We start from the raw sequence: 19,674 nt of genomic DNA, 5'->3' as shown, positions 1-19,674 counted from the left end.
AAGTTGTTTGTTAAGTGACTGTTTTTGGGTGAATTTGCAGATGATATGATGGTGTGTTGGCTGTGTTACAAACTTAATTTCCATTTTTGTCTATGGACTTCTTCTCGTAAGTTCTTGAAAAGATACCGTTAATGCGAGCGATGTATAATCATACTTTTATAGATAAACTGAATGTCAATGACTCAACTTTGGCTTAATGCTAGGATAAAAACAAAATAGAATTGGCTAGTAAAAAAGATGAAACGTTGGTATCTACTTTATTGTAAACGTGGGGAGCAGGTTAGGGCGAAACAGCACCTTGAAAACCAAGGTGTAGAGTGCTTTTATCCAACTGTAGAAGTTGAGAAGATTTTGCGCGGGAAAAGACAAAAAGTCGAAGAGCCGCTGTTTCCTTGTTATGTGTTTGCGTACTTTGATTATGAACAGGGACCTAACTTCACCTCAGTCCGCTCCACTCGAGGGGTTGTTGATTTTGTGCGTTTTGGTGCTCAACCAAAAGAAGTCCAAGGTGACTTAGTCTTTGAATTGATGCAGCTAGAAAAATGCTGTAATGAAAATACCGCTTCTGAGTGTATGCCAAAACCAGGTGATCAAATCCGAGTTAAGAGCGGTCAGTTTGCAGGTATAGATGCTATCTTCCAAGAGCAAGATGGTGAGAAACGCTCAATCATGTTAGTGCAGATGATCACTAAACGAGTGCCTGTCAGCATTGACAACAGCGATTTAGACTTGAAATAGCTAATGCGTACAAACAAAAAAAGAGGTGCTTTGGCACCTCTTTTTTAATCTTGCTAGTGATCACCAGCAGTGGGACGCTGTTAGCGAGCTTAGCAAAACAACGATGATTACCGATTAGGAGTAGGGCATGACACCCTACTTAGTCGCTTAGTAAGCGTCGTTATGGACGGTTTGCACTGCACGACCTGACGGGTCTACACAGTTTTGGAATGACTCATCCCATTCAATTGCTTTCGCTGATGAACAAGCTACTGAAGGACCACCTGGCACACACTCAGCCGCTGAAGGTAGTGGGAATAGCTCTTCAAAGATTTCTCGGTACACGTAACCTTCTTTTGTAGTTGGCGTGTTGTATGGGAAGCGGTATTGAGCCGTTTCCATCTGCTGATCCGTCACTTTTTGCTCTGCGACTTCTTTCAATGTATCAATCCAGCTGTAACCTACGCCATCAGAGAACTGCTCTTTTTGACGCCATGCGATCGACTCTGGCAAGTAATGCTCAAAACACTCGCGTAGAATGTGTTTTTCCATTTTGCCGTTGCCACACATCTTATCTGCTGGGTTCAGGCGCATTGCAACGTCGATAAACTCTTTATCAAGGAACGGTACTCGGCCTTCAACCCCCCATGCCGCTAGCGATTTGTTTGCGCGCGCGCAGTCAAACATGTTTAGAGCAAGCAGTTTACGTACCGTTTCTTCGTGGAACTCTTTCGCGTTTGGCGCTTTGTGGAAGTACAGGTAGCCGCCAAAGATTTCGTCAGCGCCCTCACCAGACAATACCATCTTGATACCCATCGCTTTGATCTTACGACCCATTAAGAACATAGGTGTGGATGCGCGGATGGTGGTCACATCGTACGTTTCGATGTGGTAAATCACGTCGCGAATCGCGTCGAGACCTTCTTGAATTGTATAAGTCATTTCATGGTGAACGGTACCGATTTGGTCGGCAACTTCGCGAGCGGCTTTCAGGTCAGGCGCGCCTTCTAGGCCAACAGCAAAAGAGTGCAGTTGTGGCCACCAAGCTTCTGACTTTTCATCGTCTTCAATTCGCATTGCAGCAAAACGTTTAGCCACAGCAGAGGTGATGGATGAATCTAAACCACCTGATAGTAAAACACCATATGGAACATCCGTCATTAGTTGGCGTTTAACCGCTGCTTCTAGTGCTTCAGTCAGTTCTTCTTTGCTGGTGGTGTTACCTTGAACGGCAGCGTATTCGTTCCAGTCACGAACATAGTAACGCGTTGGCTCGGCATCTTTTGAACTGTAGTAGCTACCAGGAGGGAACTCGCTCACTGTTTTACATACTGGAACAAGTGCCTTCATCTCTGATGCAACATAGTAGTTGCCATGCTCATCATGACCTTGATAAAGAGGGATAATGCCAATGTGGTCGCGACCGACTAAGTATTCGTCTTTTTCTTCATCGTACAGAACAAAAGCGAAAATACCGTTTAGTTCTTCAAGGAGATCTGCACCCATATCTTGGTACAGTGCAAGAATGACTTCACAGTCTGAATCGGTTTGAAACTCGTATTTTCCTTCGTAACGAGCACGAATTTCTTTATGGTTGTAGATTTCACCATTGACTGCAAGGATGAGCTTTTTATCAGGGCTGTATAGCGGTTGTGCACCACTATTTAGACCAACAATCGCCAAGCGCTCATGCGCTAAAATAGCGCGCTCTGAAGAGTAAATCCCAGACCAGTCAGGGCCACGATGACGAAGTTTTTTCGACATTTCTAATGCGATAGGGCGCAATGCGGCTGCATCGCTTTTAATGTCTAAAATGCCAAATACTGAACACATACTACATCCTTACTAAACTAAATAATTTCTAATCGGTATGGCTTCAATTTGCCATTACTAGTAAAAAAAGCAACGTTTTGTGATTATAAAAATGATAAAAAGCCTTGTTGTGTAAATATTATTTAATTTAATGGCTCGTTTGGTGAATGAAATCAAGGTTTGGTATAAAAACCATACAAAAAAGCCTTTCTATTGATAGAAAGGCTTTTAAAAAATATTAGTATGGTTGCTTATTTTATTGGTGTGAACTGAGGTTCGAGTTGTTTACACACATGTCGAGCAAAACCGCTACCTGCTTCACTGTATATATTGAATGCGGCGTCAACTCCGCTTTCCAGCAAACCTTCCAACTGATCTGGGTACTCGGCGATAGCAGCTATTTGCCCTTTATATTTTCTGCGTTTAAGCTGCTCAAGTGCGGTTTGGTTACCTTGATGATGAGGCATGGCAAGCAGCACCAGTTTAACATGACCTGTATCTAAAATTCGTTCCCAAAAATCTGGGTCTGTGGCATCGCCAGCGATCACGTTTCTTCCCTCTGAACGGTGCTGATGTGCTGCATCTTCACGAATTTCTATGCCTAGTGAAATTTTGCCATAGCGCGCACGTAATTCATCATAGGCCCCAGTCCCGATGCGCCCCATGCCTAAGATCAATACCTGGGCATGCCCAGGGTTAATGAGTTGGTCACGCTGGTTAAGCTTTTCTGCGGCTGTCTCTTGCAGCCACTTGCCGGAGTGTTGATAAATTTTGTGGCTAAGGCGGTTAAGTGGCGCAGAAATAATAAAGGACACAGACACCGCAACCGCAATCGCAGCGAGCATATCGCTTGGCATCCAGCCCATTTTATAGGCCAACCCTGCGACAATAAGGCCAAACTCACTGTAGTTGAACAGCGATAAAGAGGCGAGCAAAGAGGTACGTACTCGAAACTTAAAGTGATTAATCGTGACGAAGTACAAGAGCCCTTTTATTGGCAGCAGTAAGATAAATAGTAGGGCGAGTACGACGCCATTGACGCTCAATGAAGCGGACAAGCCAATGTTTAAAAAGAAGCAGACTAAGAACAGCTCCTTCATATTGAATAGCGATTTGGATAGCTCTGAAGCTTTAGGGTGGCCTGCGAGTAACATGCCTAAAATCAGCGCGCCCAAGTCTGGTTTCATACCGACCAGTTCGAATAGCCCTGCCCCAACAACAAGCGCGAAGAAAATACCGAACAGCACCAGCATTTCGCCGTGGCCAACTTTATCTAACAGTTTATAGAATAGTGGACGAAGGAAAGGCAATGCGAACAAACCAATGGCATACCATTCTGGGACTTTTCCGGTTGAAGCAGTCAGGAATACCACGGCAAAAATATCTTGCATAACCAAGATACCGATCGCGAGTGTGCCGTAGGTGGCGTTCATTTCCCCTTTTTCTTGCAATGCTTTTACGGCAAAAACGGTACTGGAGAACGATAGTGCAAAAGCTAAAAGTAGGATTTGACCGCTATCCATACTGGCGAGCGAAGTTAAGCCCAGTAGTTTTAAACCTGATAGCGCTAGTGCAAAAAAAGCGGTAGACAGTATGTTGTGGGCGGTCGCTCCTCCCCATATTTCTTTGGACAGTAGCGTTTTGACATCAAGCTTGAGTCCGATCGTGAATAGAAGAAGAGTGACACCAAGATCTGCAAGAGTGACGATAACGTCATTGCTTTGATAGCCAAATGCATGCAAACCAAATCCTGCCAGTAGAAAACCAACGAGGGGAGGGAGGCTACATTTAAGCGCAATAAAGCCAGCTAAAAAAGCTGTTGTAATTAGAATAATTTCCATACTGTTGAGCTGTATTCCTGATATACAAAAACGGGCTGTGAAAACACAGCCCGAGATTGTAACTCAATTAGTTGTATAAACTTAGTCTTCAAGTAACTTTTGTAACAAAACTCCGTTTAGCATTGCGCGTTTAATCATCGCAAATGCGCCCATCGTTGGCTGCTTATCAATGTGTGAAGCCAGGATAGGAAGGTCGTTATGGAAAGTTTTGAGAGATTGATTTTCGACATTACGTTGAATTGCAGGGAAGACTATGTCTTGTGCGGCAGTAATGTCGCCCGCAATGACAATTTTCTGAGGATTAAACAAGTTAACGGTAATTGCAATCGCTTTACCTAACTGGTTACCCACTCGCACTAAACTCTGCTTTGCAAGTTCGTCACCATCCATTGCATGCTGACACACTGCTTCAATCGTGATGTTTTCAAGGTCAGTCAAGCTTGACTCATAGCCTTGAGCAATCAGTTGTTTTACTCGTTGGATAATAGCTGGGTTCGCTGCTACGGTTTCTAAGCAACCAAAGTTCCCACATTGGCACTGTTCACCAAGCGGATCGATTTGGATATGACCAATTTCACCGACGTTGCGGTTAAAACCAAGAAAAACCTGGCCGTTAACGATAATACCTGCGCCGGTACCGCGGTGAACGCTAACTAAAATGGAGTCCTGACAGTCTTGGCTTGCCCCAAAGTAGTGCTCCGCTAACGCCATACCACGTACGTCATTCCCAACAAAGCATGCGGTATTAAACTTCTCTCCAACAATTTCACCCAACGCTAGATTATCGATATCGGTATTCGGCATGTACTCAACTACGCCTGTTGTTGGGTTAACAAGGCCCGGTAGCGTAATACCAATTGCGATGAGCTGATCAATTTTGTCTTCGCAACGGTTTACGAAGTCTTTAAGTAAATCGATAAGCCCAGCGATCAAGTCAGCTTGGTTGGTGTAATGCAGTTCGTGCTGATCTTCCGCAAGTGCAGTGCCACCTAAATCGTACAAACAAAATTGTACGTAATCTCGACCTAAACGAACCGCAATAGAGTGGAAGGGTTTGACTTCGGTGGTCAGAGAGATTGCACGACGACCACCAGTTGAAGCTTGCTGGGCGACCTCTTTAATAAGGCCGCGCTCTAAAAGTTGGCGGGTTATTTTGGTAACACTAGCAGGTGCGAGCTGGCTCACATCTGCGACTTGAATACGGGAGATAGGACCTTGCTGATCAATCAGCCTATATACCGCAGCGCTGTTAAGCTGTTTTACTAAATCTACATTACCAATCTGTCCGCCATTCATGCTTAATTTTGCTCGTATTGTCCGTTAACAACCGTCGCTTTTACTTTGAAGTCACGATCGAAAATGGTTAGGTTTGCAACCATCCCTTTTCGAACTCGGCCAAGGCGATCCTCAACACCAATTGCAGTTGCTGGGTATAACGTGGCCATTCGTAGAGCTTCGTCTAAAGCGATCCCCGCGTGCTCAACTGAATTCTGAACTGCTTCTATCATTGTCAAAGCTGAGCCGCCTAGTGTGCCATTTTCATCAACACACTTACCATCTCGGTAATATACTTTCTTACCGACAAAAATAAAGTGATCAATGTTAGCACCTGCTGGAGCTGTGGCATCCGTCACCAAAACAAGCTTTTCACCTTTGATTTTATGAGCAATTCGGATGTTTGCGTAGTCTACGTGGAAACCATCAGCAATAATGCCAGCATAAACGTCAGGCGTATCGTAAATTGCACCAACAACTCCAGGTTCACGACCAACCATTGGTGTCATCGCATTAAATAGGTGTGTGGCAAAAGTAATACCTGCTTCAAAGCCTTTACGCGCTTCGGCGTAGGTCGCATTTGTATGACCAATAGAAACTACGATGCCGGCTGCTTTTAATCGTGCAATATGCTCTGGATCGTTTTGCTCTGGTGCAAGCGTTACTTTAGCGATGATATCGGCGTTTGCGCAGATCAGATCAATCATGCTTTCATCTGACGGGCGAATAAAATCGACGTTGTGGATACCTTTTTTCGCGACGTTAAGATAAGGGCCTTCTAGGTGTAGACCAAGTGATTGGTTTTGATATTGGTTATGATATTCACGAGCGGCAGAAATTGCAGTTCGCATATCTTCGTCTGATGAAGTAATGAGCGTTGGTAAGAAGCTAGTACAGCCGGACTTAAGGTTTGCTTCGTGCATGATTTGCATGGTTTCCGGTGTGATTGAATCGTTTAGCATTACACCGCCACAGCCATTCAGTTGCAGGTCGATAAAGCCCGGACTTAGGTTTGCTCCTGCGAGGTCTTTCACTTCGATGCCCTGAGGTAGCTCTGCAACCGGCACAATAGATTGAATAAGGTCGTTTTCGATGATGACCGCATGATCGGTAAGAACATCACTACCGGTATAAATTTTACAGTTACTTAGCGCGTACATAGTCAGCTAGTCCTTATAGATGAGAATTCAATTTCTATATCGTTACCTAAGTGGAGACTGCTTTAGTCATATGGGTACTTAGTTTGTATCACTGAATTAGATAACGAGTCACATACAGCAAGTCGCGTTTTATCGATGTTATTGTCATAGTAACTAACTGAAAAGTAATAATTGTATGGTTTTTTATGATTCTTTTTCAGAGCAAAGTTACAGTGATTTACCCGCCTAGATACCAAAATAACACTGATTCTGCCTTGCATAAAGTGCGAGAATATTATCTTTAAAACGCCATTTTTTCGTATAATAAAATAAGTTTTATGATCTCGCTAGCAAAAACCTTCCGAAAGGGCAAATTGTGGTGATTATGATCACAAACGGTGAGCTTTTAATTTGCGGAGCAAAATTAATGTCATAAACTGAGGATGACTAAATTGGACGACTGAAATAAGTCATTCAACATAACATCTAATCCTATAGGGGGAACTTAAGGTGAATATTCTCGGATACGCGCAGAAGTTAGGTAAAGCTCTTATGCTTCCTATTGCGACTTTGCCAATCGCAGGCTTGTTACTGCGCTTGGGCCAGCCGGATGTTTTTGACATCGCATTTATGGCGCAAGCAGGTAACTCAATCTTTTCTAACCTTCCATTGTTGTTTGGCCTTGGTATTGCGATCGGTCTATCTAAAGACGGTCAAGGTGCAGCTGGCCTTGCTGGTGCAGTTGCGTACTTTGTACTGACAGCGACAGCGTCAACAATTGATGCATCAGTAAACATGTCGTTCTTTGGTGGTATCATCGCAGGTATTATTGCTGGCCACTCTTACAACGCTTTCCATGCTACACGTCTTCCTGAGTGGCTTGCTTTCTTCTCTGGTAAACGTTTAGTGCCGATTATGGCAGGTCTATTCGCTTTAGTTGCTGGTGCAGTTGGTGGCATTGTATGGCCAACAATTCAAGGTGGTCTAGATGCGCTTGCTCATGGCATCTCAACTTCTGGCGCTATTGGTCAGTTTATCTACGGTACACTGAACCGAGCCCTTATTCCTGTAGGTCTACACCACGTACTTAACTCATTCTTCTGGTTTGGTATGGGGTCTTGTCAAGAAGTGCTAGTAACTGGTGCAAATGCTGCGGGTCAAGCGCTTCCTGCTCTACAACAACTGTGTGTTGATCCTGCGCTAGCGAAAACGCTTGTGGCTGGTCAAACTCATACATTTGAATTCGCTAACTCTGTCACTCCTGAAATCACTGCAACAGTGAAGGAAGTAACTGAAACAGTTAAATCTGGTGACCTACACCGTTTCTTCGGCGGCGATAAGAGCGCTGGTGTGTTCATGAACGGTTTCTTCCCAGTAATGATGTTCGGTCTACCTGGTGCGGCGCTTGCTATGTACCTAGCGGCTCCTGCTGAGAAACGCAGCCAAGTTGGTGGTGCATTGTTCTCTGTTGCATTCTGTTCATTCCTAACTGGTATCACAGAGCCTCTAGAGTTCATGTTCGTATTCCTAGCGCCTGCACTATACGCGATTCACGCAGTGTTCACTGGTCTGTCGCTAGTTGTTGCTAACATGCTTGGTACGCTACACGGCTTCACATTCTCAGCTGGTCTAATTGACTACTTGTTGAACTACGGTCTAGCAACTAAACCGCTACTACTTGGTGCAGTTGGTCTTGGCTTTGGTGCTCTATACTTCTTCACATTCAGCTTCGCAATCCGCGCATTCAACTTGAAATCGCCTGGTCGTGAAGATGACGACAGCGAAGCTGCAGCGCCTGCTGGTGAGAAGAAAAGTGGTGACCTAGCTCGCCAATACTTAAAAGCACTTGGCGGTCATGACAACCTAACTTCAATCGACGCATGTATCACTCGACTACGCTTGACGCTAAAAGATCGTTCAGTCGCTGATGAGGAAGTACTGAAGAAACTGGGTGCGAAAGGTGTGGTTAAACTTGGTGAAAACAACCTTCAAGTTATCCTTGGCCCTCTAGCTGAAATCGTTGCTGGCGAAATGAAAGCAATCGGTGCTAATGAAGACCTATCGAATGTAAAATTGCCTTAATTACATCGAACTGATATCTGACTAAAGACCTCCCTCGGGAGGTCTTTTTTTTGTTTTGGCACTTTGAATCTGCTGTGCTTTCGCTCTAACTCGATAAATATTGTCGTTTTAGCGCGAGTTCTTGTTGTCTAATTGCTTAGAATTGTGGATCATTAGAAACAATGTACTCTGCAAAACCATACTTGGATGCAGAGTTCCGTTTTCTCTGACAATACTAATATTTTTGAGGTGCTATAGATGAGTGAAGCTGATGCTCGTCCATCAAACTTTATTCGCCAGATCATTGATAAAGATCTAGCGGATGGTAAACACACTAGCGTGCATACTCGATTCCCGCCGGAGCCAAATGGCTACCTGCATATCGGTCATGCTAAGTCTATCTGTTTGAACTTCGGTATTGCTCAGGACTACCAGGGTCAATGTAATCTACGTTTCGACGATACGAACCCTGAAAAAGAAGACATCGAATACGTTGAGTCTATCAAGAAAGATGTAAACTGGTTGGGCTTTGAGTGGAGTGGTGAAGTATGTTACTCATCAAACTACTTCGATAAGCTTTACGAATATGCAATTGAATTGATTAACAAAGGCTTAGCGTACGTAGATGAGCTAAGTCCAGAGCAGATTCGTGAATACCGTGGCACGCTAAAGGCGCCAGGTAAACCAAGCCCATACCGTGACCGTTCTGTTGAAGAGAACTTAGCGTTATTTGAAAAAATGCGCGCTGGTGAATTTGAAGAAGGTAAAGCGTGTCTTCGTGCCAAGATTGACATGGGTTCTTCATTCATGGTTATGCGCGATCCAGTTTTATACCGTGTGCGTTTTGCTACGCACCACCAAACTGGTGATAAGTGGTGCATTTACCCAATGTACGACTTCACGCACTGTATCTCTGATGCATTAGAAGGCATTACACACTCTATCTGTACGCTTGAGTTTATGGATAACCGTCGTCTGTACGACTGGGTTCTGGACAACATCACGATCGAAAGCCGTCCACATCAGTACGAGTTTAGTCGCCTAAACCTTGAATACACGGTGATGTCTAAGCGTAAGCTTAATCAACTTGTCACTGAAAAACTGGTTAACGGTTGGGATGACCCACGTATGCCAACAGTCTCAGGTCTGCGTCGTCGTGGCTTCACGCCAGCATCTATCCGTGAGTTCTGTAAGCGTATTGGTGTAACGAAGCAAGAAAATATGATCGAGTTTAGCTCACTAGAATCTTGTATTCGTGATGACCTAAACGAGAACGCTCCGCGTGCAATGGCTGTGCTGGATCCTGTTAAAGTTGTTATCGAAAACTTTGAAGAAGGTGCAGTAGAAAACTTGACGGTTGCTAATCACCCAAACAAACCAGAGATGGGTGTGCGTGAAGTACCATTCACTCGAGAGTTGTGGATTGAGCGTGAAGACTTCCGTGAAGAGGCGAACAAAAAGTACAAGCGTTTAGTGCTAGGTAAAGAAGTTCGCTTACGTGGTGCTTACGTGATCAAAGCTGAGCGCGTTGAAAAAGATGCCGAAGGCAACATCACGACTATCTTCTGTTCTTACGATGCAGACACACTAGGTAAGAACCCGGCTGATGGCCGTAAAGTAAAAGGTGTGATTCATTGGGTATCAGCTGATAAAGCATTACCAGCGGAAATACGTCTGTATGATCGTCTATTTACGGTTCCAAACCCGGGTGCAGCAGAAGACTTTGCTTCTACAATCAACCCTGAATCATTAGTTGTGATCAATGGTTTTGTAGAGCCTAGCTTAGCGTCAGCAGAAGCAGAAAAAGGCTACCAGTTTGAGCGTATGGGTTACTTCTGCGCAGACTCGAAAGATTCTTCAGCAGATAAACTAGTATTCAACCGCACGGTTGGCCTACGTGATACTTGGGCAAAAATTGAGAACCAATAATCTCGATTAATGCAAAAACCGATAAAAATGCCAGCAAATGCTGGCATTTTTTTATTCTCATTATCGTAATGCGGCGGTTATAGGTAGTGTAGGGAGTTGCTTAAGAACGAGGGACGTTTGATAAATGTTCGGTTTGGAAGCAAAACAATGATGTTTATTAAGGTTTGAATTGGTAAGTCTAATCGACGCTTTACAAAAGTTGGTACGGCAATTCAGCTATTGAAAGATATCGCCCTCAGAAACAAAAAACGCCAGCATGAGCTGACGTTTATTTTAAATCAACAAACCGTTATTTTTTTGGTTTGTGTGCATCTGGATTGTCTTTACAACCACCATCACTGCACTTGCCGTACAAGTATAAGCTGTGGTTTGTTAGCGTGACATTGTACTTAGCTGCAATCTCTTTTTGACGTTCTTCAATAAGATCGTCAGAAAATTCAATTACCTCACCACAGTCTAGGCACACTAGATGGTCGTGGTGATGTTGAGTCGATAATTCGAAGACTGACTTACCACCTTCAAAGTGGTGACGAGTTACAATACCAGCATCATCGAATTGGTTTAGAACTCGGTAAACAGTTGCTAGGCCAATCTCTTCACCTAGATCAATCAACTTTTTGTACAAATCTTCAGCACTGATGTGCTGGCAGTCTGGCTGCTGAAGTACTTCTAGAATTTTTAGCCTTGGAAGGGTTACTTTTAAACCCGCATCCTTCAGCGCCTGATTATTATCTGACATATACTTTCCCGTTGGATCATCTGCAGCGATTTAACAGAATTCAATCTTCCTACCATTATAGGATAAGCGCTCAGAACATTAAACCACGAACTTCAAAGGGTTAATAGAATCTTTTTGTAAATTAGAAATAGGTCGATTATATTACAGATCTGACCAGTTACAATTATGTAACATTGAGCTTAGAGAGGGCACGGACTGCGATGAATAAGCGACTTGCGAAGATATACAAACCAGGAATTGTAAAATTAGCACTCAATATTTGGCCACCTTTTTGGGGCGCTGGTATTAAAATCTTACATATTTCTGAAGACTTTCGTACCGTCAAGGTGCGTTTGAAACTTCGCTGGTGGAATAAAAACGCCAATCGTACTCAGTATGGTGGCAGTATTTTCTCTTTAACTGATCCCATTTACTCGTTGATGCTGATGGGGATTCTACGCGAGGAGTATTACGTGTGGGATAAAGAGGCGAGTATTAACTTTATTAAGCCAGGGCAAAGTGATTTATTTGCAGAATTTGAGGTCACTGAAGGAATGCTAGAAAACATTTATCAAATGACACGGAATGGAGAAAAGTGTTTTCCTGAATTTATTACCCATGTAAAAGATAAGCAGGGGAATGTGGTTTCAGAGGTTCAACGCAAGCTTTATGTAAGAAAGAAACCTCAGTATCGCGAAGAGGAAGTGCTCACCGATGCTTTGTGAAAATATACAAAAAGACCTCCAATCGGAGGTCTTTACATAATTCGATTTATTTAGCCTTCAAGCTCAGCTAAACACATTTCTTCGTAAATCTGTTTAACCCAGTTCTCAACACGTTCGTCAGTCAGTTCCGGTTGACGGTCTTCATCGATACATAGACCTACGAATTGGCTGTCGTCACCTTCAACAAGTGCTTTAGACGCTTCAAATTCGTAGCCTTCTGTTGAAGTATGGCCAAGAATTGTGCCACCTTTAGACTCAACGATATCACGTACTGTGCCCATCGCGTCACAGAAGTACTCTGCGTAGTCCTCTTGGTCGCCACAGCCAAAGATAGCCACTAGCTTAGTAGAGAAGTCGATTTGCTCAAGTTCAGGGAAGAAATCATCCCAATCACATTGTGCTTCGCCGTAGTACCAAGTTGGGATACCTAGAAGAAGAAGATCGAAGTTATCAATGTCTTCTTTGCTGCTTTTCGCGATGTCTTGAACGTGAACTAGATGCTTACCTAGTTGCTTTTGAATCATCTTTGCAACGGCTTCAGTATTACCTGTGTCGCTACCGAAGAAGATACCTACACTTGCCATAGAGTCTATACCTTTACATTGTTTGTTATTGGCGATGGTACTAAGGGTTTAACCTAACCCAGAGCCTTCCCAAGTTAGCTGAATTACACCTTTTGCAATAAAGCCAGCACAGCCTAGGAAAAGGACTAACCACACAATACGACGACCAAAAACAGGTACATTGCCTTGCTTTAGCACATCTTTTATCGCCATCCCGATGAAAAAGAAGATAGCAGCAAAAAGAAGATCGAGCCCAATAGACTCGAGCATATCCATATAGTCGTAAAGCATTTTAGCCCTTCATGCCGAAAAATCTTGGGCGCACTATACCACTGTTAAACGGTAAAGTTAATGCACTACAAGAAGGGTTATTTCAATAATCTATTGTTGCTTTTCGAATTTGTTAACTCGAAATGTATTTCCGAATGACTCTCATTACTTCAGCCGGTTTTTCGGCGTGAAGCCAGTGGCCAGTATTAGCGATAATATGTGCTTTTGCTTGTTTGAACTGTTTTTGCACCGCAGGTTGGTGCTCTGGCATTAAGTAATCGGAATCACCACCTTTAACAAACAGAGTGGGTATGTCTGTTGGGGCAATTTCCTGCCAGCCGATAATTTGTGCGTAATTCTCAAAAAGGCTCGGTACGTTAAACCGCCAGTCCATTTTATCGCCATTTTTGTATAGTGACTTAGAGAGAAATTGTCTTACACCGTCGATCTCAACATGTTGAGCTAGGATATCCATCGCTTGTTGACGGCTTGCTGGCTTTTCGTTAATTACGGCGTGTAAACCATTAAACACATTGTCGTGACGGTTTGCTGTGTAGGCGACAGGTGCCATGTCGAGCACAACCAACTGTTTGACGAGCTCTGGAGCAATGTCCACCAGTGTCATCGCGACCTTTCCACCCATTGAATGCCCAATAATAATAGATGGATCTACATTTAAGTGTTGTAGGAGTTGTGCCACATCTTTTGCCATGTCGGCGTAATTATGAATGTTTGAGTGAAAAGAGAGGCCGTGATTTCTCAGATCAATACTGATCACCGTGTGATCTTTAATAAGATCGCGGGCGAGTAGACCCAGATTACTTAAACTACCAAACAATCCGTGAATCAAAACAACTGTTTGGCCTTGGCCTTCCTGCTTATAGTTGAGTAATGCTGACATTTTATCTTATTCGTGATGGGTTTAACGTGGAGTATCCGAGAGGATCTCGTTATAATCCCCCAGAGTTTAAACATTGAGAATGTGAAAAGCGAATGAAAACAATTGAGGTTGATGAGGATCTATACCGTTACATTGCTAGCCAAACTAAGCATATCGGTGAAAGCGCCTCGGATATTTTGCGACGCCTTTTAAACCTTGATGGTCAGTTGCAGGAAGCTGAAGCCGCGCCTGTAGTAGAGAAGCCACAAGGGATTGTAGTAAGTAAAGATGCGGGTAAAACGGAATCTGTTGATGTGGTGAAAGAAATGCGTTCGCTGCTTATTTCTGATGAGTTTGCCGGTCTAAAAAAAGCGATTGATCGCTTTATGTTAGTACTATCGACCTTACATAAATTAAATCCAGAAGGTTTCGCGCAGGCTACGAATGTAAAGGGACGTAAACGCGTGTACTTTGCAGATAATGAAGAAACCTTGTTGGCAAATGGCAACACGACCAAGCCAAAAGCCATTCCTGGCACACCGTTTTGGGTTATCACGAACAACAATACCAGTCGTAAAAGACAGATGGTTGAACAAGTGATGACACACATGGGGTACCAACCTGACTTAATAGAAAAAGTAACAGGTTCAATCTAAGAAACCTGATAGAAGCCTCATAATGTGTCGCAGTTAGCGGATATTATGAGGCTTTTTTAATTTTATTTGTATTTAAAGAAAGGATGTCAAACATGGCTATGCACCCTCGTGCTGGGCAAAAAGCGCAGCAGGAAGATCTTCATAATATTCCGGCACTTGTTGCCAATTACTTCTTGCTTCAACCTGATGCTAAGAACCCCGATCACAAGGTTCAATTCGGCACATCAGGTCACCGTGGTACCGCTGATAAGCATACATTTAACGAAAACCACATTTTGGCTATTGCTCAAGCGGTTGCAGAAGTTCGTGCCCAGCAAGGGACCACAGGTCCTTTGTTTGTCGGTAAAGACACGCATGCTTTGTCTGAACCTGCATTTTCTAGCGTGATTGAAGTTTTGATTGCAAACGGTGTGAAAGTCATCGTACAGCAGGATAACGGCTACACGCCAACACCAGGTATCTCGCACGCAATTCTGACTTACAACATCAAGCACGATGAAAAAGCAGACGGTATTGTGATTACACCATCTCATAACCCACCACAAGACGGCGGTATCAAATACAATCCGACTCACGGTGGTCCAGCAGAAGCTGAGTTGACTCAAGCTATCGAAGATCGTGCGAACGCACTGATTTCCGAAGGTTTACAAGGTGTTAAACGCTTACCACTAGCAGAAGCAAAAGCATCGGATCTGTTTGTGGAGATGGACTTGGTTAAACCCTACATCGATGACCTAGTGAACGTTATCGATATGGAAGCAATCCAAAAAGCGAACCTGAAGATTGGTGTAGATCCATTGGGTGGCAGCGGCATCGATTACTGGCGTCAAATAGGTCAGGCATACAACCTAGACCTAACGCTAGTAAGTGAAGCGATTGATCCTTCTTTCCAATTCATGTCTCTCGATAAAGACGGCGTTGTACGTATGGACTGTTCTTCTCCTTACGCAATGGCGGGTCTATTGGCATTGAAAGATGAGTACGATCTAGCATTTGGTAACGATCCTGACTACGACCGTCACGGTATCGTTACGCCAAAAGGTTTGATGAACCCGAATCACTTCTTAGCCGTTTGTATCGACTACCTATACCGCCATCGTGAGGCATGGGGTAAAGATGTAGCGGTTGGTAAAACACTAGTATCAAGTGCACTGATTGACCGTGTTGTTGCGGATCTAGGTCGTGAGCTATGTGAAGTACCAGTAGGCTTTAAATGGTTTGTTGATGGTCTGTACACTGGTAAATTCGGCTTCGGTGGCGAAGAAAGTGCCGGGGCATCTTTTCTTCGTAAAGATGGTACGCCTTGGTCAACAGACAAAGACGGCATCTTGTTATGTCTTCTAGCGGCAGAGATCACTGCGGTAACGGGTAAGAACCCACAAGACTACTATGAAGAGCTAGCGGCGAAACACGGTGAGTCGAAATACAACCGTATTCAAGCTGTAGCGAATGGCCCTCAAAAAGACGTACTGAAGAAGTTGTCACCAGAAATGGTCGCGGCTGAAACTCTAGCGGGTGATGCTATCACTGCTCGTCTAACGCATGCGCCTGGTAATGGTGCTGCAATCGGTGGTCTAAAAGTAACGACTGCCAACGGCTGGTTTGCTGCTCGTCCATCAGGCACAGAGGACATCTACAAGATTTACTGTGAAAGCTTCAAAGGTGAAGAGCACCTAAAACAAATCGAAGCAGAAGCACAAGAGATCGTTAATCAAGTGTTTGCAGCTGCCGGCCTGTAAACCATTCAATAGTCGATTTAGAAAACAAAGGGTTGATGTGCAAGCATCAACCCTTTTGCGTTTTAATATTCCTGAACTGAGTTGTTTCCGGGCCAGGAATCCGGTACCACAAACCAGAATTGACCGTCCTCCGTTTGTGCATGTACAAATCGGTCTGAAGGCTTTTCAATGGGTTGAGAGAAATCGTCCGTACCAATCGCCCAGCATGGTTTGTGTAAATGATAAAGTGGCTTACCGATTAACTCCCATTGGCTCTGGTAACACCAGTAACCACTAATCTGACTTGGATTTAGTTCATAACCCAAGCACTCGCTAGGAGTTGGCTCTGGAGTAAACGGATTAATATAGAGTCGTCCTTGCATCAATAGACGTTCTTGTGGGGCGTCGTTTAACGGAATTATTTTTTGAAATTCCGGGCGATCGCTCATTTTCAACTGATGAGTAAGCATTCTATTCAGTTTTGTATGCAGCTGGTCGTGAGCATTCGGACCATACCAAACGCCGTTATAAAGAAGATAAAACTTAATCGCTACTTCCCAGTGTTCTATTTGATTTGATTCTGTATTCCGCAACACTAAGTCGATAGCACCAATGGTCTTACCTTCGATGTCGTTTAACTGAACCTCTTCCGCGATAACCTGATATCGTTCTGAACTAGAGAGAACTGCAGTGCATAAGTGCTGATATAAAAAGCCCAATCTTGGATTACCATTGTATTGCTCAGCGTTATTTAAAGGCGTTACCGAAAGATCCTCTAAGGTTGTAAACGGAGGGCGTAACTTGAAAAGAGGAGGTGAAGTGGCGATCCATTGGTAAAAGCGTTGCAGTTGGTTCATCCGTATCCCTATATGTATGGTGAGGAGACAAGCTTTGTTATTGTAACTAAATTTGCTTTTGAGGGTAGGGTGGCTAGCATCGATATTAGGGTTCGAGATACACTTTAAGTACCTAAATGATATCAAGGTGCCAGATGTCAAAACGTTGTTTTATCAACTAGGTTGCACATTCTCGGTCTGATTTCATCGAGAGGTTATTTAGGTTTACATGCGCTAGAAATTGGAAGTAATAATGAATAACTTAAAGCTAGAACAGATTCTTAATGACAAACTGTCACCGCAGTTAATTAAAGATTACGCACCAAACGGGTTACAGGTAGAAGGGACGCCAGCCGTAAAGCGTATTATCACTGGCGTAACTGCCTCCCAAGCCTTAATCGATAAAGCGATTGAGCTTAATGCAGACGCATTACTCGTTCATCACGGTTATTTTTGGAAAGGTGAACCTGAGCCAATTCGTGGTATGAAAGGTAAACGAATTCGTAGTCTGATCAAAAACGATATCAACTTATATGGTTATCACCTTCCTCTGGATATTCACCCAGAGCTAGGCAACAACGCCGAATTAGCTCGCTTACTTGAAATCGAAGTAGAAGGTGGGCTTGAAGGACATCCTCAATCAGTAGCCATGTTTGGACGCTTGAAAAAACCGATGTCTGGTGCTGAGTTTGCGAGCAAGATCAATCAAGTTCTTGATAGACAACCACTGCATATTGCTCCAGAGAATACCGATAAGATGATTGAGACGGTCGGTTGGTGCACTGGTGGAGGACAGGATTTTATTGAGCTTGCTGTACAACACGGATTAGATGCGTTTATCTCTGGCGAAATTTCTGAGCGTACAACCTATACTGCGCGAGAAATGGACATTCATTACTTTGCTGCAGGTCATCATGCTACTGAGCGTTATGGTGTTCAGGCTTTAGGAAAATGGCTAGCGGATGAATATGGCCTACATGTGGAGTTTATCGATATTGATAATCCGGTTTAGTGTTCGCTATTCATAACGTGAAACGCTGAAAAGAAAAAAGGGTTGAGACAAAATCTCAACCCTTTTGTTTGTTTATCTTCTAACTAAAAAGATCATTCACGTTCGTGAAGTGGAGAAAACTCACGCTGTGTCTCACCAGTGTATAGCTGACGAGGACGACCGATGCGGTTCAGTGGATCGCTGTGCATTTCGTTCCAGTGAGCAATCCAGCCGATGGTACGAGAAATCGCGAAGATAACCGTAAACATAGAAACTGGAATACCAATCGCTTTAAGAATGATACCTGAGTAGAAGTCTACGTTCGGGTACAGCTTCTTAGAAACGAAGTACTCATCAGAAAGCGCAATGCGCTCAAGTTCCATTGCTACATCTAGTAGAGGGTCTTGAATGTTTAGCTCTTTGAGAACTTCATGACACGTTTCGCGCATTACTGTCGCACGTGGATCGTAGTTTTTATAAACGCGGTGACCAAAGCCCATTAAGCGGAATGGGTCATCTTTGTCTTTCGCGCGGTCTACATACTCAGGGATGTTATCGACGCTGCCAATCTCTTCTAGCATTCTCAAGCACGCTTCGTTTGCACCACCGTGAGCAGGTCCCCAAAGTGATGCAATACCAGCGGCAATACATGCAAATGGGTTAGCACCAGAAGAGCCAGCTAGACGTACAGTTGACGTCGACGCATTCTGTTCATGATCCGCGTGTAGCGTGAAGATTTTATCCATTGCACGAGCAACGACAGGGTTTACTTCATACTCTTCGCAAGGGTTTGCGAACATCATGTGTAGGAAGTTTTCTGCGTAGCTCAAATCGTTGCGTGGGTAGATAAATGGCTGACCGATAGAGTATTTGTAACACATTGCAGCCAGTGTCGGCATCTTCGATAGCAGACGGTACGCCGCGATCTCGCGGTGCTCGTCGTTGTTGATGTCAAGAGAGTCGTGGTAGAAGGCTGCAAGTGCACCGACTACACCACACATTACTGCCATCGGGTGAGCATCACGTCGGAAGCCATGGAAAAAGCTTGCGATTTGCTCGTGGACCATAGTATGACGCGTTACGGTCGTCTTGAATTGCTCGTATTGTTCTCGGGTAGGGGCTTCACCATAAAGAAGGATGTAACATACTTCTAAGTAATCTGCGTTATTGGCTAATTGATCAATCGGGAAACCGCGGTGCAAAAGAATACCTTTGCCGCCATCGATGTACGTGATTGATGATTCACAAGATGCAGTGGCAAGAAAACCTGGGTCAAAAGTAAAGTAACCATTGGCTCCCAGCTTACGAACGTCAATTACAGGTGTACCTAGCGTACCGTCCATAATTGGCAGTTCGATTGGCGCTTGACCTTCAACATGAAGGGTCGCTTTCTTATCCGCCATAACAATCTCCTTTGTTTATTATTTAATCCGTCCAGGATGTTTATGTGCCATTTTTGTACTGTTGTTAAAGCTTAAAGTCAATTTTTCTCCATCTTTGTGTGCACTTGTTATGATTTTTCTCATGAAAATCGTTAAAAATC

Annotated in this window: 17 protein-coding genes; 7 read left to right on the top strand and 10 right to left on the bottom strand. The window is 43.8% G+C overall.

Annotation, left to right across the window (positions count from 1 at the left end; all coding sequences use genetic code 11):
• Positions 1-237 precede the first annotated feature (237 nt).
• A complete protein-coding gene (gene rfaH / locus L3V30_RS06285) occupies positions 238-738 on the top strand; it encodes a transcription/translation regulatory transformer protein RfaH (RefSeq protein WP_005393056.1) in 501 nt (166 codons plus the stop codon).
• Between the two features lie 147 nt (positions 739-885).
• Here rfaH and asnB read toward each other — a convergent pair whose 3' ends face one another.
• The 4 genes from asnB to nagA all read right to left on the bottom strand — a co-directional run bounded on the left by asnB (position 886) and on the right by nagA (position 6,805).
• On the bottom strand, positions 886-2,550 hold the full coding sequence (asnB, locus tag L3V30_RS06280; RefSeq protein ID WP_005393054.1) for an asparagine synthase B: 1,665 nt from the start codon (positions 2,548-2,550) through the stop codon (positions 886-888).
• A 230-nt stretch (positions 2,551-2,780) separates the two neighbouring features.
• A complete protein-coding gene (locus L3V30_RS06275; protein ID WP_006742714.1) occupies positions 2,781-4,370 on the bottom strand; it encodes a cation:proton antiporter family protein in 1,590 nt (529 codons plus the stop codon).
• An 81-nt stretch (positions 4,371-4,451) separates the two neighbouring features.
• On the bottom strand, positions 4,452-5,666 hold the full coding sequence (locus L3V30_RS06270) for an ROK family protein (protein ID WP_237308539.1): 1,215 nt from the start codon (positions 5,664-5,666) through the stop codon (positions 4,452-4,454).
• Positions 5,667-5,668: 2 nt separating this feature from the next.
• Positions 5,669-6,805, bottom strand: coding sequence for an N-acetylglucosamine-6-phosphate deacetylase (gene nagA / locus L3V30_RS06265; protein WP_237308538.1), 1,137 nt, complete (start codon positions 6,803-6,805; stop codon positions 5,669-5,671).
• Positions 6,806-7,294: 489 nt separating this feature from the next.
• On the opposite strand from nagA, the gene nagE reads away from it, so the two are divergent.
• Both nagE and glnS read left to right on the top strand, forming a co-directional pair.
• Entirely contained in the window at positions 7,295-8,866 is a 1,572-nt protein-coding gene (nagE, locus tag L3V30_RS06260; RefSeq protein WP_006742711.1) for an N-acetylglucosamine-specific PTS transporter subunit IIBC, read from the top strand.
• Between the two features lie 237 nt (positions 8,867-9,103).
• Positions 9,104-10,774, top strand: coding sequence for a glutamine--tRNA ligase (glnS, locus tag L3V30_RS06255; RefSeq protein ID WP_005393044.1), 1,671 nt, complete (start codon positions 9,104-9,106; stop codon positions 10,772-10,774).
• A gap of 289 nt (positions 10,775-11,063) precedes the next feature.
• On the opposite strand, the gene fcrX is transcribed toward glnS, so the two are convergent.
• On the bottom strand, positions 11,064-11,513 hold the full coding sequence (gene fcrX / locus L3V30_RS06250) for a ferric iron uptake transcriptional regulator FcrX (protein WP_005382141.1): 450 nt from the start codon (positions 11,511-11,513) through the stop codon (positions 11,064-11,066).
• Positions 11,514-11,713: 200 nt separating this feature from the next.
• Here fcrX and L3V30_RS06245 point away from each other — a divergent pair, with 200 nt between their 5' ends.
• Positions 11,714-12,217 carry a DUF4442 domain-containing protein gene (locus L3V30_RS06245; protein WP_046874259.1) on the top strand — a complete coding sequence of 168 codons (504 nt, stop codon included), beginning with the start codon at positions 11,714-11,716 and terminating at the stop codon, positions 12,215-12,217.
• Between the two features lie 50 nt (positions 12,218-12,267).
• On the opposite strand, the gene fldA is transcribed toward L3V30_RS06245, so the two are convergent.
• The 3 genes from fldA to L3V30_RS06230 all read right to left on the bottom strand — a co-directional run bounded on the left by fldA (position 12,268) and on the right by L3V30_RS06230 (position 13,951).
• A complete protein-coding gene (fldA, locus tag L3V30_RS06240; protein ID WP_005393040.1) occupies positions 12,268-12,801 on the bottom strand; it encodes a flavodoxin FldA in 534 nt (177 codons plus the stop codon).
• 48 nt (positions 12,802-12,849) lie between these two features.
• Positions 12,850-13,071 carry a DUF2788 domain-containing protein gene (locus L3V30_RS06235; RefSeq protein ID WP_005393038.1) on the bottom strand — a complete coding sequence of 74 codons (222 nt, stop codon included), beginning with the start codon at positions 13,069-13,071 and terminating at the stop codon, positions 12,850-12,852.
• A gap of 112 nt (positions 13,072-13,183) precedes the next feature.
• The gene (locus L3V30_RS06230; protein WP_012842048.1) at positions 13,184-13,951 is read right to left on the bottom strand and encodes an alpha/beta fold hydrolase; all 768 of its coding nucleotides are present in this window, start codon (positions 13,949-13,951) and stop codon (positions 13,184-13,186) included.
• Positions 13,952-14,043: 92 nt separating this feature from the next.
• Here L3V30_RS06230 and seqA point away from each other — a divergent pair, with 92 nt between their 5' ends.
• The gene (gene seqA / locus L3V30_RS06225) at positions 14,044-14,586 is read left to right on the top strand and encodes a replication initiation negative regulator SeqA (protein ID WP_005393026.1); all 543 of its coding nucleotides are present in this window, start codon (positions 14,044-14,046) and stop codon (positions 14,584-14,586) included.
• A gap of 92 nt (positions 14,587-14,678) precedes the next feature.
• Positions 14,679-16,325: a phosphoglucomutase (alpha-D-glucose-1,6-bisphosphate-dependent) gene (pgm, locus tag L3V30_RS06220; RefSeq protein ID WP_237308537.1), complete on the top strand. Its 1,647-nt coding sequence runs from the start codon at positions 14,679-14,681 to the stop codon at positions 16,323-16,325.
• 62 nt (positions 16,326-16,387) lie between these two features.
• Here pgm and L3V30_RS06215 read toward each other — a convergent pair whose 3' ends face one another.
• Complete coding sequence (locus L3V30_RS06215) at positions 16,388-17,161, bottom strand: DUF1853 family protein (protein WP_237308536.1); 774 nt, start codon at positions 17,159-17,161, stop codon at positions 16,388-16,390.
• A 232-nt stretch (positions 17,162-17,393) separates the two neighbouring features.
• On the opposite strand from L3V30_RS06215, the gene L3V30_RS06210 reads away from it, so the two are divergent.
• The gene (locus tag L3V30_RS06210) at positions 17,394-18,152 is read left to right on the top strand and encodes a Nif3-like dinuclear metal center hexameric protein (protein WP_006742708.1); all 759 of its coding nucleotides are present in this window, start codon (positions 17,394-17,396) and stop codon (positions 18,150-18,152) included.
• A gap of 92 nt (positions 18,153-18,244) precedes the next feature.
• Here the strand turns inward: L3V30_RS06210 and L3V30_RS06205 are convergent, their stop codons facing one another.
• Complete coding sequence (locus tag L3V30_RS06205) at positions 18,245-19,534, bottom strand: citrate synthase (protein ID WP_005382163.1); 1,290 nt, start codon at positions 19,532-19,534, stop codon at positions 18,245-18,247.
• Positions 19,535-19,674: the final 140 nt, after the last annotated feature.

It is taken from the genome of Vibrio sp. A1-1, assembly GCF_021728175.1.
Classification (GTDB): domain Bacteria; phylum Pseudomonadota; class Gammaproteobacteria; order Enterobacterales; family Vibrionaceae; genus Vibrio; species Vibrio diabolicus.
The sequence above is the reverse complement of the archived record's forward strand: the minus strand, read 5'-3'. Positions and strand labels throughout refer to the sequence as shown.

Bases quoted from the DNA above. Each gene is read 5' to 3' on its own strand.
- rfaH (WP_005393056.1), top strand. From the start codon at position 238: ATGAAACGTTGGTATCTACTTTATTGTAAACGTGGGGAGCAGGTTAGG.
- asnB (WP_005393054.1), bottom strand. From the start codon at position 2,550: ATGTGTTCAGTATTTGGCATTTTAGACATTAAAAGCGATGCAGCCGCA.
- L3V30_RS06275 (WP_006742714.1), bottom strand. From the start codon at position 4,370: ATGGAAATTATTCTAATTACAACAGCTTTTTTAGCTGGCTTTATTGCG.
- L3V30_RS06270 (WP_237308539.1), bottom strand. From the start codon at position 5,666: ATGAATGGCGGACAGATTGGTAATGTAGATTTAGTAAAACAGCTTAAC.
- nagA (WP_237308538.1), bottom strand. From the start codon at position 6,805: ATGTACGCGCTAAGTAACTGTAAAATTTATACCGGTAGTGATGTTCTT.
- glnS (WP_005393044.1), top strand. From the start codon at position 9,104: ATGAGTGAAGCTGATGCTCGTCCATCAAACTTTATTCGCCAGATCATT.
- fcrX (WP_005382141.1), bottom strand. From the start codon at position 11,513: ATGTCAGATAATAATCAGGCGCTGAAGGATGCGGGTTTAAAAGTAACC.
- L3V30_RS06245 (WP_046874259.1), top strand. From the start codon at position 11,714: ATGAATAAGCGACTTGCGAAGATATACAAACCAGGAATTGTAAAATTA.
- fldA (WP_005393040.1), bottom strand. From the start codon at position 12,801: ATGGCAAGTGTAGGTATCTTCTTCGGTAGCGACACAGGTAATACTGAA.
- L3V30_RS06235 (WP_005393038.1), bottom strand. From the start codon at position 13,071: ATGCTTTACGACTATATGGATATGCTCGAGTCTATTGGGCTCGATCTT.
- L3V30_RS06230 (WP_012842048.1), bottom strand. From the start codon at position 13,951: ATGTCAGCATTACTCAACTATAAGCAGGAAGGCCAAGGCCAAACAGTT.
- seqA (WP_005393026.1), top strand. From the start codon at position 14,044: ATGAAAACAATTGAGGTTGATGAGGATCTATACCGTTACATTGCTAGC.
- pgm (WP_237308537.1), top strand. From the start codon at position 14,679: ATGGCTATGCACCCTCGTGCTGGGCAAAAAGCGCAGCAGGAAGATCTT.
- L3V30_RS06215 (WP_237308536.1), bottom strand. From the start codon at position 17,161: ATGAACCAACTGCAACGCTTTTACCAATGGATCGCCACTTCACCTCCT.
- L3V30_RS06210 (WP_006742708.1), top strand. From the start codon at position 17,394: ATGAATAACTTAAAGCTAGAACAGATTCTTAATGACAAACTGTCACCG.
- L3V30_RS06205 (WP_005382163.1), bottom strand. From the start codon at position 19,534: ATGGCGGATAAGAAAGCGACCCTTCATGTTGAAGGTCAAGCGCCAATC.